Origin of the sequence: Nostoc sp. (genome assembly GCF_036918015.1) — a bacterium.
GTDB lineage: Bacteria > Cyanobacteriota > Cyanobacteriia > Cyanobacteriales > Nostocaceae > Nostoc.
Window position 1 is genome coordinate 1 of the sequence record NZ_JBALEO010000097.1, and the last position, 13,528, is coordinate 13,528.

16 protein-coding genes and 1 pseudogene are annotated in these 13,528 nt (G+C 41.5%); 10 read left to right on the plus strand and 7 right to left on the minus strand.

Annotation, left to right across the window (positions count from 1 at the left end; genetic code table 11):
• Positions 1-200, plus strand: a 200-nt coding sequence (locus tag V7K61_RS30415; RefSeq protein WP_335059395.1) for a hypothetical protein, incomplete at its 5' end; no start/stop codon positions are given.
• 54 nt (positions 201-254) lie between these two features.
• On the opposite strand, the gene V7K61_RS30420 is transcribed toward V7K61_RS30415, so the two are convergent.
• A complete protein-coding gene (locus V7K61_RS30420) occupies positions 255-446 on the minus strand; it encodes a hypothetical protein (RefSeq protein WP_335059397.1) in 192 nt (63 codons plus the stop codon).
• A gap of 525 nt (positions 447-971) precedes the next feature.
• Between V7K61_RS30420 and V7K61_RS30425 the strand changes: the two genes are divergently transcribed.
• The 8 genes and pseudogenes from V7K61_RS30425 to V7K61_RS30460 all read left to right on the plus strand — a co-directional run bounded on the left by V7K61_RS30425 (position 972) and on the right by V7K61_RS30460 (position 8,346).
• Entirely contained in the window at positions 972-1,865 is an 894-nt protein-coding gene (locus V7K61_RS30425) for a peptidoglycan-binding protein (RefSeq protein ID WP_335059399.1), read from the plus strand.
• A 125-nt stretch (positions 1,866-1,990) separates the two neighbouring features.
• Positions 1,991-2,140, plus strand: a pseudogene (locus V7K61_RS30430) (IS4 family transposase); the annotation flags it as partial.
• 461 nt (positions 2,141-2,601) lie between these two features.
• On the plus strand, positions 2,602-3,126 hold the full coding sequence (locus tag V7K61_RS30435; protein ID WP_335059401.1) for a calcium-binding protein: 525 nt from the start codon (positions 2,602-2,604) through the stop codon (positions 3,124-3,126).
• A 128-nt stretch (positions 3,127-3,254) separates the two neighbouring features.
• The gene (locus V7K61_RS30440; RefSeq protein WP_335059403.1) at positions 3,255-4,322 is read left to right on the plus strand and encodes an aldo/keto reductase; all 1,068 of its coding nucleotides are present in this window, start codon (positions 3,255-3,257) and stop codon (positions 4,320-4,322) included.
• A gap of 100 nt (positions 4,323-4,422) precedes the next feature.
• Positions 4,423-4,995, plus strand: coding sequence for a DNA starvation/stationary phase protection protein Dps (gene dps / locus V7K61_RS30445; RefSeq protein ID WP_335059405.1), 573 nt, complete (start codon positions 4,423-4,425; stop codon positions 4,993-4,995).
• 789 nt (positions 4,996-5,784) lie between these two features.
• Positions 5,785-6,501: a pirin family protein gene (locus tag V7K61_RS30450; protein WP_335059407.1), complete on the plus strand. Its 717-nt coding sequence runs from the start codon at positions 5,785-5,787 to the stop codon at positions 6,499-6,501.
• A 259-nt stretch (positions 6,502-6,760) separates the two neighbouring features.
• Positions 6,761-7,465 (plus strand): mobilization protein, encoded by a 705-nt coding sequence (locus V7K61_RS30455; RefSeq protein ID WP_334876287.1) that lies wholly within the window; start codon positions 6,761-6,763, stop codon positions 7,463-7,465.
• Positions 7,466-7,623: 158 nt separating this feature from the next.
• Complete coding sequence (locus V7K61_RS30460; RefSeq protein WP_335059409.1) at positions 7,624-8,346, plus strand: class I SAM-dependent methyltransferase; 723 nt, start codon at positions 7,624-7,626, stop codon at positions 8,344-8,346.
• Positions 8,347-8,479: 133 nt separating this feature from the next.
• Here the strand turns inward: V7K61_RS30460 and V7K61_RS30465 are convergent, their stop codons facing one another.
• From V7K61_RS30465 to V7K61_RS30475, 3 genes are all read right to left on the minus strand, one after another.
• Positions 8,480-8,908, minus strand: a complete 429-nt coding sequence (locus V7K61_RS30465) for a YidH family protein (protein ID WP_334899589.1) — start codon at positions 8,906-8,908, stop codon at positions 8,480-8,482.
• Between the two features lie 321 nt (positions 8,909-9,229).
• Complete coding sequence (locus V7K61_RS30470; protein ID WP_335059411.1) at positions 9,230-9,892, minus strand: hypothetical protein; 663 nt, start codon at positions 9,890-9,892, stop codon at positions 9,230-9,232.
• A gap of 80 nt (positions 9,893-9,972) precedes the next feature.
• Positions 9,973-10,683, minus strand: a complete 711-nt coding sequence (locus tag V7K61_RS30475) for a cadmium resistance transporter (RefSeq protein ID WP_335059413.1) — start codon at positions 10,681-10,683, stop codon at positions 9,973-9,975.
• Positions 10,684-10,890: 207 nt separating this feature from the next.
• On the opposite strand from V7K61_RS30475, the gene V7K61_RS30480 reads away from it, so the two are divergent.
• Positions 10,891-11,898, plus strand: coding sequence for a LysR substrate-binding domain-containing protein (locus V7K61_RS30480; RefSeq protein WP_335059415.1), 1,008 nt, complete (start codon positions 10,891-10,893; stop codon positions 11,896-11,898).
• Between the two features lie 158 nt (positions 11,899-12,056).
• Here V7K61_RS30480 and V7K61_RS30485 read toward each other — a convergent pair whose 3' ends face one another.
• The 3 genes from V7K61_RS30485 to V7K61_RS30495 all read right to left on the minus strand — a co-directional run bounded on the left by V7K61_RS30485 (position 12,057) and on the right by V7K61_RS30495 (position 13,382).
• Entirely contained in the window at positions 12,057-12,425 is a 369-nt protein-coding gene (locus tag V7K61_RS30485; RefSeq protein WP_094350904.1) for a pentapeptide repeat-containing protein, read from the minus strand.
• Positions 12,415-12,729, minus strand: coding sequence for a hypothetical protein (locus V7K61_RS30490; protein WP_335059417.1), 315 nt, complete (start codon positions 12,727-12,729; stop codon positions 12,415-12,417). Before V7K61_RS30490 ends, V7K61_RS30485 begins: the two co-directional genes overlap by 11 nt.
• Positions 12,730-12,851: 122 nt before the next feature.
• Positions 12,852-13,382 (minus strand): hypothetical protein, encoded by a 531-nt coding sequence (locus tag V7K61_RS30495; protein ID WP_335059419.1) that lies wholly within the window; start codon positions 13,380-13,382, stop codon positions 12,852-12,854.
• Between the last annotated feature and the right edge of the window lie 146 nt (positions 13,383-13,528).

A 13,528-nucleotide genomic window follows, 5' to 3' on the forward strand; every position in this document is an offset into this window, starting at 1 on the left:
TAACCCTCGAAGTTGCGCCTTTTATCCTCGCAATTGCACCTTTTATCCTCGAAGTTGCACCTTTAACCCTCGAAGTTGCGCCTTTTATCCTCGCAGTTGCATCTTTTATCCTCGAAGTTGCGTCTTTTATCCTCATCATTCTACTTCTGAACTTAAAGCTTGCACCTCAGAATATAAATTGTCGAGTTAAAAGGGCGTAGGTCTAGCCCATCGAAGACATTGCTCTATCTCTAAACCCAACCAATAGGTTATTTTTACTCATCTAAACGCTGTGCGATCGCATTCAGCAATATCTCAAAGTCTGATTTGCTGTGCATATCTGGAGTTAGAGTATTCATATCTTTGAGAATGTTCGCAAGCCGTGGTAAGTATTGGCGAATTTCCGTGTACAGGTCTATATCATCTCGAAAGCCGTCTAGGTTTGCTGCGGATACCTTTTTTAACACAGCATCCAATTCCTGAACTTTGTTTTCCCAATATTCAACATACTTAAGCCTATCAATAGCATCATCGCAAATATAGGATTACTATTTGATTTTTGAACAACACGTAGGGTGTGTTATCGCGAAGCGTAACGCACCATTTTCAAGGGTTTGGTGCGTTAGACTAAAGTCATAACGCACCCTACAAATACTTAATTTTTTTCAGAAATCAAACCAGATTCCTATAGAAGACTTGCGGTTGGCAGCATGAAAATGAATGGAGTGGAACGTCGGAGTTTTCAGGCACAGATGACATTGAAATATTTGAAGGGTTGCGCAAGGCAGGCAGAAACGGTATTTGGCTGGGGTAGACAAAATATAGAGGTAGGATTGGCAGAAAAACGAACAGGGATAACCTGTGTGTAGCTCGTCGTAGATATCGCAGACTCCAGATGACATCATATTTCAGCTTAGAGTATAGTTTTAGACGACATCAATTTTTAAAATGATGTTTATACTTAGAACTCAGTAAATGAAAGCAGGTGCATAATGAAACTACAAGATTTCTTGGGAAAAGATGAGAAATGGTCATTTGATGCGATCGCACAAGATGCAGACTTATCTCGTCAGATTCAGATATTGTTAATCGGCTTAGGTTTGCTGGAACCTCCAGCCGATGGTAAATTTGGCCCTGTTTCTGTGATATCTATCAAAAAATTTCAAGAATTAATAAAGACTGAAGAGAGTGGCTTTTTAGGAGCAGTCACAGCTAAGAAACTAATTGAAACCAAAATAGACGATCTTCCTAAACCCCCCTTAAAACTAGGCAATGACATCGCTAGTAAGATTGTGAAATATATGCTAGCCAAAGGTTATCAGGTATTTACCAATCCCAAAGAATACAACATTGTTTATGTAGAGGGTATGAATGGAGACTGGACTCTCAACAGTGATATACCCAATCAATTTAACGATCGGCGGATTGTGATTGAAGTAGTAAATGGTGTTCCCAAAATAGTAGACCACTGGGAAGCTACTACAGAGCCAGGTAAATACTACACTTACAATCCAATGAATCCCAAAGGAGCAGCTAGGATTCAGTTTGGGCAATATAAAGCTTGGGCTGTTGGCACACATGGCACAGCAGAACCTCACGAAGCATTAGTGCAAGTTGGAGATATCACTGTTTGTAGAGATTTCAACCAAGATTTTAAACGGACTGGTGACAAGCTCGATACAGGTGATAATTTCTATGTGAATCAACACTACGGCTTTGATTTTCCCCGAAATGATATTCGCCTTGCTAGCGCGGGTTGTTTAGTGGGACGTACTCGTGAAGGACATAGAGAGTTTATGGCGATCGTTAAACAAGACCGCCGTTATGTCGCTAATAACAAATATGCTTTCTACACCACCGTGATTCCTGGGGATGATTTACTGTAAAGGTTTTCAGGATAAAGTAATAGTTAATTCAATACCTTAGCCAAAAGAAGAGGGTGAAGAGATAGGGCGCTCTGTAGTAGAGTTATTGTCTACCACAACGACAACTCAAACGCTACAATTCGCCCATGTTCGATATCCTATCACTCTTACAATGCCTATTACCCCAGATAAATGCTACGACGATGCGTCAGTTGAACCAGATAATAATGGCGATGCTAGCAATGAATGGGAGAATAACGATGTTAGGAATCTCCCGTTGGACAGGCGCTGGTGGTATGCCTGAGCCTATTTTATTAACCCAGATTTTTGCCAAGCTTACTTCTTTAGGGCGTATTCATCCCGTTTCTACAGGCATTGAACCCTCGTAAATTGGCTAAGGTATTGACTAAGCGATATTGTTGTTTGTTGCTGGCAAACAGCGTTAACAAACGTTAAAGGTTGGTTGTTTGGGATTACCGATAAACATCACGATGCATTTGTACAGCATGAAAGTCCTACGATCATAGTTTCCAAACAAGGACTATAAAATGTTTCTATATAAATTACTCTCACCACAAAAAATAATTAGCATTCTTACTTTTTAACAAAAGAACCTTGTGTATTGATTCCTGTTTGATATATAGTCTTTTTTCGTACACACATTGGCACAAGAAAATACTGGATGCTTGCGATATGTAAGTATATCCTTAATTGTCAGACTTTGTATCTTAAAACACCAATTACCGAATAAACAAGTATGGCTAATATCACTGGAACCTCTCTAAACGATGTTCTTAACGCTACTGTTGGCAACGATGTAATCAATGGACTGAATGGAAATGACCGCTTAACAGGGAATGCTGGAGTCAATACTCTCAACGGTGGTCCGGGTGATGACAACCTTGATGGTAGAGATGGTAATGATATTCTAATTGGCGGATTGGGTAGAGATACCTTAGCTGGTGGAGCAGGATCTGATATCTTCCGTTACAACAGTGCTTTAGAGGGTGGCGATATTATCAATGACTTAAACGCATCTCAAGGTGATAAAATCCAAGTTTCTGCATCTGGATTCGGAGGTGGACTTGTAGTAGGGCAATTACAACGTTCTCAATTAACTCTCGGTAGTGCTTTCACCAACCCTAATCAACGCTTTAGAGTTGACACCAGTAGCTCGATTGTATTCTTCGACAAAGATGGTAGCGGTTCGCAATTTGGCTCCGTCGAAATTGCTAGAATAAACGGCGTTAAAGGTCCTCAAATTATCGAAGTAATTGCCTAGAAAATTTTGGATTTTAGATTGTAGGGTCGGGTGTCGTAGCTAGATGGACTATGGCACCATTAGCAGACATCAAAAAACTCAGAAGCCGAGTTTCGTAAATTTAAAAACCTAGTTATAGAAAAATATTCATGAGATACAAACTCTTGGGCAAAAGCGGATTAAGAGTCTCTGAACTCTCCTTGGGAACCATGACCTTTGGTGAAGATTGGGGCTGGGGTGCATCTGTTGACGAAAGTCGGAAAATCTTTGATAGCTATGCAGAAGCAGGGGGAAATTTCATTGACACCGCCAACGGTTATACCGATGGTAGCAGTGAAAAAATTGTTGGCGAGTTAATTGCTAAAGAACGGGAACGCTTTGTAGTTGCGACAAAATATTCCTTTCCCTTGCGGATGACAGACAAGAAGGGCGACCCTAACGCCAGTGGAAACCATCGCAAGAATTTAATTCAGTCTTTAGAAGGTAGTCTGAAACGGCTGAATACCGATTACATTGATTTATTCTGGTTGCACGCTTGGGATTTCACAACACCGATTGAAGAAGTCTTGCGATCGCTTGATGATGTAGTACGTCAAGGTAAAGTACTTTACATCGGCATTTCTGATACACCTGCCTGGATTGTTTCCCAAGCTAATACCATCGCCCAATTCCAAGGATGGACGCAGTTTGTTGCTCTGCAAATTGAGTATAGTTTGATTCAGCGGACACCAGAACGAGATTTGCTACCAATGGCTAAAGCTTTTGATTTAGCAGTAACCCCGTGGTCGCCTTTGGGTGGTGGTGTGCTGACAGGTAAGTATAATCAGCCTCTTCAAGCAGGTGATGAACAAGGACGATTCGCAAATGCAATGTTTGGAACTATTTCAGAACGGAATTTAGCGATCGCTAAAGTTGTTAGTCAAGTTGCCGCAGAAATTGGCCATACACCTTCACAAGTAGCATTAGCTTGGTTACACGCTCAAAGTGGTGTGATTATTCCGATTGTTGGGGCACGTAAATTAACGCAGTTTCAAGATAACTTAGCTTCCCTTGATATCAGCCTCTCGCCAGAACATCTGCAACGGTTAGATGAAGTCAGTCAAATTGAACTGGGTTTTCCCCATGACTTTTTGCAGAATGATGATATTCGCGATCGCCTTTTTGGTGGTACATTTAATACCATAGAAAACCATCGGATTTTGACCAATAGTCATTAACAGTAACACATTCAGCCATTAATATAATCTGTCGTCAGAGAGTTTCGCACAGGCAACTAAAATCTGTAAAGTTAGATGCAAAAGGCATTAACGTAGAACTATGAGCGACAACACCATTACATCACGTTTGTACCCTACTCGTATTGACATTCCCGCTGAAGCGCGAGTGCAAATCGTGGTACTTCTCAACCAAAGCTTGGCAGCTACTTCGGATCTAAAAACCCAAGCAAAGCAAGCGCACTGGAATGTAAAAGGAACTGACTTCTATCAGCTACACTTATTATTTGATGAAATTGCTGGGGAATTAGAAGAGTTCATCGATTTGATTGCTGAACGCGTCACAGCTTTAGGCGGATACGCTTTCGGAACAGCCCGCGCCGCAGCTAGTAATTCAATTTTGCCAGAATATCCCTTAGATATTTTGGATGGTAAAGACCATGTAACAGCTTTGTCAGACCGCTTTGGAATCTATGCTAAACACATTAGAGAAGCGATCGCTAAAACTGATGACTTAGGCGATGCTGATACCGCCGATCTTTACACCGAAGTTTCTCGCACCATTGACAAACGACTCTGGTTCTTAGAAGCTCATCTGCAAGTAGCAGAAATTAAAGCAGAGAATGGTAAAGCGGGTACTACTAAAACTCAAAAGATCCCTGCTGGTGTAAAGTAACCACTTTTGAGAGACACTTAATTTACTAATAGGGTGCATTAGACTAAAGTTTAACGAACCCTATGACAACGGTATCTTAATGTGAGTTCTACAAAATTCTCTACCTAGAACTAAAGTTCAAAAAGTGTCTCTCTCCGACTCGGAAAGGGGCACTTTTACGTTCTAAAACTAGGCAAAGGTTATTAGAACTCTTGCACAAATGCAAAATTCGCCCTCATCCCCTAACCCCTTCTCCCAATATTGGGAGAATGGGAACTAAATTCAAAGTCCCTCTCCTTGTGGGAGAGGGATTTAGGGTGAGGGCACAATACGCTTGGGTTAAGCATTTCTTTCTTCTCTTTGCGTCCTTCTCTGACGAGACGCTGCGCGAATGCGTCCTTTGCGGTTCGTTAAAAAATTGACTTTGGCAAAGACTTTTAGCCTTAACTGAACTGTATTGGGTGAGGGCATTGATTCGGCTAATTAGACAGACATTATATGAGCCGTCGAATTCACGTTACCTCATCGGATTTTTAATATGTGTCTAAACACGGCCTAGCAGCTAATCTTGTTGTGCAAAAATTAAAATTGCAGTCATTTAGTTTTCCAAGACTTTATTTTATTCAATTCAAAATATCTGTCAAATTTCACAGTATCTTTTTGGTAAGTACGCCACTTTTAAGTGCGTACTTTTCATTTGATATGTATATACTTTACTATTTAAATAGTTACAAATTAGGTCTAATCAACCAGAATTCTAAACTTTGAATTCTAAATTCTTCTAAAAACAATTAACAACGAGGTAAATTTATGTCTCAAAATACAATTACCCACTTAATTCACGATCGCAATGCCCGTGGTCATGCAAAAATGGGCTGGCTCGATAGTTATCACACATTTTCCTTCGGTAGTTTTTACGATCCCAACCGCATGGGATTTCGCTCTCTGCGGGTAATTAACGACGATCGCATCGCCCCCGGTGCTGGATTCCCTACCCACAGTCATCGTGACATGGAAATCCTCACTTATGTCTTAGAAGGTGCTGTAGAGCATAAAGATAGCTTGGGTACTGGCTCGGTGATTCGCCCTGGTGATGCCCAGATTATGAGCGCTGGAACTGGAATCAGCCACAGTGAATTTAATCCTTCACCAACAGAACCACTACATTTACTACAAATCTGGATTCTTCCCGATCGCGAAGGGTTAGCACCAAGATATGAACAAAAAGCTTTTCCTCTAGAAGAAAAGCGCGGCAAACTCCGCTTAATCGCTGCTAAAGATGGGCGCGATGGTGCTGTGACAATTTACCAAGATGTTGATTTATACACATCTGTTTTAGAGTCAGGTGATGTTGTTAATCATCAAGTCAAAAGCGATCGCTATGCCTGGTTACAAGTAGCGCAAGGTATAGTCAACTTAAATGGTGAAGAACTTAGAGCCGGTGATGGTGTACAAATCAACGGCGAAGAACAGCTAGAAATTAGCACCAACATCGGCGGCGAAATCTTGCTTTTCGATTTAGGCTAATATCGCAGCTAAAAGAGCGGTTAGAAACCGCATCTAAACAAAACCTGCTTTCGCAGGTTATAACAAGGGGCTTAAGCCCCTTGTTTTGTCTTAGTCCGCGCAGACGGACTTTGCCTGTGTAAAATGAGACTGTTGGAATATATCCAAATCACCGTTATACTTTCTCATAAAACCACCAAAATACTTGGGGGCAATGGCCAAAAAGTTCTTAGTTTGGGAAAGATATATCAGACTTTAATAACTATTAGAGGTGGCTGTAATGCCGACGATTCATTTTGTGGATGGTGAAAAAGGCGGGGTAGGAAAATCTCTCTTTGCCAGGACAATGATTCAGTATTGTTTGGATAAGAGAATCCCATTTGTACCAGTGGAGACAGATAGATCGAATCCAGATGTCGCAGGGGTATATAAGGAGATATGTAAATATGCTGTGTTTAGTGAGAATGAACGACAGGCAAATAAGGCAGATAGAATATTTGAGTGGGCGATAGAGAAGCCAGTAATTGTGAATTTAGCCGCACAATCGCATAGAGCAGTACAAGGATGGATTGAATCTAATCAATTACTTGAACTAGGAAGTTCGCAGGGAGTGATGTTTTGCAAATGGTTTGTATCTACAGGAGGATACGACAGCATCAACCTGTTTGCTCAGTCAGTGAATACTTACGGTGATAAAATCCCTCATATTCTGGTGAGGAATTTAGGGCTGTGTGATGATTGGGAGCATCTAGACTCAGACTCCAACTATCAGAACATAGTAAATAAATATCAGATAAAAGTTATAGATTTTCCGAAGTTAGCATACAGAGAAAGAAACATAATTGACCAAAATCGCCTGACTTTTGCAGAGGCTAGAGAGTATAAAGAATTTGGGATAATTGGGAAACAGAGAATAGTGAATTTTCTGAAGCTTGCTTATGGTGCTTTTGAGAAAGTAGGTATCTGGTATGAAAAGGTTGAGTAGTAGTCATTAGTCATTTGTCCGAAGTCATTGGTCATTTGTCATTACTACCAATGACTTCGGACAAACCTTAGCAGGAGGTGCGATGGCGTACCCGCGCTCTGTAGGCGATCGCTTGGCAAATTTGACTACAATCTTTAGAAAGAGTAGCAAAAACCTAAATGTCTAAAAAGTCCGATTCTCAGTTCCAAAATCTCTTTAGTTCACCCAAATCAAGCAACTGGGACGAAAGATTAGCCCAAATAGCCTATCGCTTTAACCGAGAGTATCAACGTGAAACCTTTGAACTCCCAGCAGAAATACAAGCGATGCCGATATTCCGCGAGTGGATTTCTGGAAGTTTCTCAGGAAGAATTGCTTCCCCTTTCTGGGAAATTGCTAAACCTCAAAAAAATCAACACTGTATAGATATTGGGTGTGGGATCAGCTTTTTAATCTATCCTTGGCGGGATTGGCAAGCATTTTTTCATGGACAAGAAATCAGTAACGTGGCACGCGATACCCTGAATTCTCGCGGGCCACAGTTGAATTCTAAGCTGTTCAAAGGGGTTGAGTTGGGAGCAGCTCATCAGTTAAACTATCCATCAGAGCAATTTGATTTAGCGATCGCCACCGGATTTAGCTGCTATTTTCCCCTCGAATATTGGGATGCTGTACTAGCAGAAGTCAAACGGGTGTTAAAACCAGGTGGACATTTTGTGTTTGATGTTCTCAACCCAGAACAGCCCTTAGCAGAAGATTGGGCAGTTCTGGAAACCTATTTAGGGGCTGAGGTGTTTTTAGAGCCTTTGACTAAGTGGGAAAAAACGATTAAGACCGCTGGTGCTAAAGTCGTAACGCATAAATCAGGGGAATTATTTGAGGTGTATAAGATCCGATTTTAAAAATCTTACAGCAGATTTCAAATTGGTGATGTATACAAGCTAAGTCTGTTACCAAGCTGTAAAGCGTGTTTTACTCCTGTTAGCGCAGCGGGGCGCAGCCCATTCTAAATTCTGAATTCTGAATTCTGATGTATTACTCAGGGATAAGTGGACTCATTGGATCTAAAGAAGTTGTAAAAACAAAATAGATTACCCCAGTTCCGAGAATCATCACAGCGAGACTGAACAGCAATACCCATCGGTCTGTTGGTTCGTAAGTATCTTCTTCGATATCACGACGCACAGCAAAATAGTGTGACGTTGAAAGCCACACCGTAATTAAACCCACTAGCGAGAAAACTAAACCTAACTTCCAGCCGTTACCAGGACGGGGTATCAAAGGTACTTGGAAGGCACGCAAACGCACGATGACCACACCAAAACCTAAAAGAGCGATCCCTGTCCGCATCCAAGCGAGGTAGGTACGCTCATTTGCCAAGTGATCTCGGATTCTGGATGGATTCAGTCGTCCTGGCTTTTTTTTATCTTTTTCTTCTTCTGTAGGTTTCAATTTTAACTGCATCAATAACACCCTTATCCCCAAAGCGGCTCTTATCAAAAAAATGCGAAGGTAGTAGGAAATATCTTTCCAGATGACCCGCACCCAGCGCAATAGTTGCGCTACTGAAATATGTTTGTTGTGATTGTACATTTTTTCCAAAATTTATTTTAATGCAGATATGAAAATAAAACAAGCCTAAAATTGAGGATAGATAAATTCAAAAAAAAATAGCCAAGATCAGAGAGATGTTTCACCAGTGTTTGTCCTGTTTTTCTCTGATTTTGGCTGTTACCCTATTTAAATTCAGAACAATCATTCAAAAATAGACTATGCAGTTCTATTTCAAGACTGATTGCTAGGCGCATTAGGAACTCGTGTATTTATGAGATCCTGCGATATATCTGGGATAAACCAGTTAGCCTCTTTGCTGTTAATAACTTTTACAGTTGGGACATTCAATTCAATCGCAGCAGTATCGGGATTCCTCTTAATTACCAACTGAGTTCCATCAAGGATCTTTAGAGCAGCGGCTCCTGTCAATTCTTCACCTTGCCCATTAGGACTAGAAGTGAAATTTTCTACCTGGACATCACTCGGTAGATAGATGCCATCACAATCCCAGTTATTTTTTGTGGATTGACCATCAGCTAGAAAATATAGACCATTCTCGTATACGGCATCTTCATTGTCTTCATCATTTGGTCTTTTACCGTATACCGCTATGGTATTACCTGTTTGGTTGTTGCATTGACCCCAATTGATTCCCGTCTCTAAAGCATATTTTTGTAGTGTTAATTCCTCAGTTCTTTTTTTAATTTCTTCTGGTGTCAGACCTTCAACTTGAGTTTGTGCGTCTTTTGTCTGAGAGAGTTGCTTAAGAGCTTTGGTGACTTCGATGTAATCAGGGTTTTTGCTAAATTTTGGTCTATCAGCAAAAGAAGGTTGAGCAAAAGCGAAACTAGAGACAATCATTAAGACAATTAGCAGAGATTTCCAGATTTTCATGTTTTGATTCCTGTTGATGGGTAAGATATTTTCCAGTTTAGAATTCATTTGGCTCAGAAAATTGATGATGCACCTCTTGATTAGACACTTAATTTTTCTTGTTCTTCACTCGACTGCTGAGTATTGAAACCTAAAACTAATGAGAATATATAACTAGAAACTACAGATAAAAGAGTCCAAGTAACATTTTCTGTGACAATAAACACGCCCAAACCAATCAAGATACAAGGCACAAAAGTATTGCCATTTTCAGTTAAGAAGTTAGCGATCGCAGGCAAGTAGGTTAACTTGTAAGCGGTATAACACCATACACCCACCATTGTAAAAAATACACCTAGTATTACCAGCAGACTATCTAATTCTGAGTTGGCAAACAGAGGCACGTAGACGCTGATATTATCACTTCCATTAGCAAAGGCGATCGCAGCAACATTGCAAGTTTGCGGAGAGATAAAACTACTAACTATAGAGGGACAAGATGGCTCGGTTTCTTCTTCGGCTTCCTCTGGTGAATCCTCTTCGCGTTTTAGTAAACTGCTCATACCAATGATTATTGGCATAAAACCAAGTAGTCTAATCCAGTCCTGCGGTATGATTAGTCCACCGAAGAAACCAGGAAGACTAGCAACGATCAATGCTGCAAAACCGAGATACTGACCAGCAAGGATGTGACGACTGCGAAACGTTTTAGTTATTTGTGAAAAAAGTAACGTCAGTATGACAATATCATCAATGTTGGTGGCAGTGAATGCGGTAATCCCTGTGGTAATGGCAGTTCCTAAATCGCTCATTTCGTTGATGTCCTTATTTTCATGCTTGGGCTTGGGGCATTGGGCATTGCTTATTTCCCCTTGCTCTCTACTTGGCCGTTTGAGTCCGTGCCGAAGCCTTGATTTATACTTTAGTCAAATTAACCGATAGAATCAAATGCTTTTATTTGTCAAAATGATAAATGAAAGTGATTAAAATTTTGACATCAAGTCTTAGGGATACGATAAATGGCAGGAATGACGCTTGAGCAGCTAAAAATATTTCTGGCTGTGGCGCACAACTTACACTTTACTCGCGCAGCAGAGGAGCTTTATATTACACAACCTGCCGTCAGTGCAGCAATCCACAACTTAGAGCAAGAATACGGTGTGAAACTATTCCATCGGATTGGTCGCCATATCGAGATTGCTGAGGCGGGTAAATTACTGCAAGTGGAAGCGCAGAAAATTCTCGATCAAGTTTCCTTGACAGAAAGGGGATTGCGAGAATTGAACAATCTGCAACGGGGTGAATTGAAATTAGGGTCGAGTCTGACAATTGGTAACTACTGGCTACCAAGTAAGATTAGTGAGTTTAAGAGCCAATATCCTGGTATCCAGATTGACTGTACTCTTGCCAATGCAGAAACGATTTGTGTCGGTACAGCGATGGGACAGTTTGATTTAGGTTTGGTGGAAGGAGATGTGAAGCCAGCGCTTCAGAATACTTTAGACTATGAAATAGTAGCTAGCGATCGCTTACAAATTGTGGTTGGTCAAAAACACCCTTGGTTTGAGTGGGGAGAAGTTGATTTAAGCCAACTAACTCAGACTCCGTGGGTGATGCGAGTGCGGGAATCTGGGACACAGCAAAGGTTTGAGGAAGCGTTGCAAAATTGGGGGATCAACCTCAGCGAACTGAATGTAATTTTAGTGTTCACCAGTGGTGAGATGGCAAAAGCCGCGATTGAAAATGGCGTAGGTGCAACTGGAATTTCTGAGTTGATGGTAAAAAAAGAAATCCAGCTTGGAACCCTGCGGGCAATTCGAGTTATTGATAATAGAGAAGGCAACGGTGCAATACCTTCTCTACGAGACGCTACGCGAACGGTGGACTACGCCTACGCAGAAATAGTTCGACCTTTTTTCAAAATCAAACACCGTCAGCGTTTTCAAACTGCTCTTTCCAAAGTCTTTGAACAAATGTTGATATCGTCTGTGTTAGATGGTTCACATCAACATTTATCAGTTATTTAAAGGGGATTGGGCAGGGAGCAGGGGAGCAGAGGGGCAGAGGGGTAGAGGGGCAGAGGGGATAAAACTTATACTGCAACTGCTCCCCTGCTCCCCTGCTCCCCTGCTCCCCTGCTCCCCTGCTCCCTGCTCCCTGCTCCCCTGCTCCCTGCCCCCAATCCCTATACCTTCCGCATATTTCTACTGATGGGGTCAAAACCTCTAGAAAAGCGCGTACTTTCATCATAGTAAGCGCCAGTTAGATTCGCTCCATACAACTTGGCATAGTTGAGTTTTGCTCCCCGGAGATTTGCTTCATTCAGATTAGCACCGCTCAAATTAGCTCTGGTCAAATTCGCTTTGGCTAAATTAGTACTACTCAAATCTGCTCCCCAGAGTTTAGCTTTAGCTAAGTTAACTCCACTCAAGTCAGATCCCCATAAATTAATTCCAGGTAAATCGGCTCCAATCAGCTTGTTACTACTTAAGTTGACGGCTGGAAAATATCTTTCTCCTGCGGCAAAACGCCTTTTTAATTCTTCAGCATTCATGCGTCACGTTGACCTTCTTTAGCAATACAGAAGTTATTTGTTCCCATTCTTGGCTTAGTTCTCCTGAAAATTCTGGCTGACCACTGCGTTGATACCAAAAATGGGCATTGTTCAAATCGCCTTCTTTGCGGTGCAGATAAGCATGAACCCAGGCACTATCAGCATCACTGGCATTTGCAACTATTTCATGAGCCTTGCTCCAATCACCTTTGTTGTCATACCACATTGCTTGTAGCCCTTTTGGTAGTGTCTGAGGACATGGGCGCTGCTTTTCGATCAATCGCAGGAATTCCTCTGTATTCACGATCGCCACCTAACAAGAATTAAGGTTCTATTTCTAAGATACTCCTCAGCTTCAGGCTAAAGGGAAAAGAAGAAGCAGGGGAGAATGACAGACAAATGACTAATGCCCAATGCCCTTCATCTCTACTTAACTGGAATAACTTCAAACTGGAAAGTACCGATCAAACGGTTATCAACATAGACTTCTATTCTATGCTTACCAACTGGATCGCCAGGGGCGATTGTCCAAAAATTCTCAATTATACCTTCTGGAGCCGACTGTGCGCGCCGTGTTACAGATGTCTTTCCGTCTGCTGATATTGAGAAATCTTCACCATTATCTGTACCCCAAGTTTCTGGAGGTTTTGGTAAAAACAAGACCTCACGCCATTTCACTTCACCTTGGTAGTTTTTGAGTTTAATCCGCCACCCGTAGGTGTTTCCTTCCTGAAGCGGCACTCTTGTTGTCTGGAAAATGGTAACGTTTCCTTTGGAATCAACTCTCTTCAGACCAAACTCGGTGTTACTGACAGTAATTTGTTTTGCATTCGTTGGCGCCGGAGACGATATGGCATTTTCTACCAAAACAGAAGTAGCGTTGATTGGCTTAGAACCGATGACCCCAGATATTAGCCAAAAAGCAGCTAGCACAGCAGTAGTAGTCCAAATTCTCATTAGTATGGTTTTCCTATCAGACTTTTGGTACTTATTCAACTAATCTGCCATGTTTTCCGGGTCAAGGTTAGCGATGGTTAGACAAAGACGAAATTGCTTTGATAAATTTGGCGGATTTAACGTGTCGCGGAAGTCCCCACCTTCTC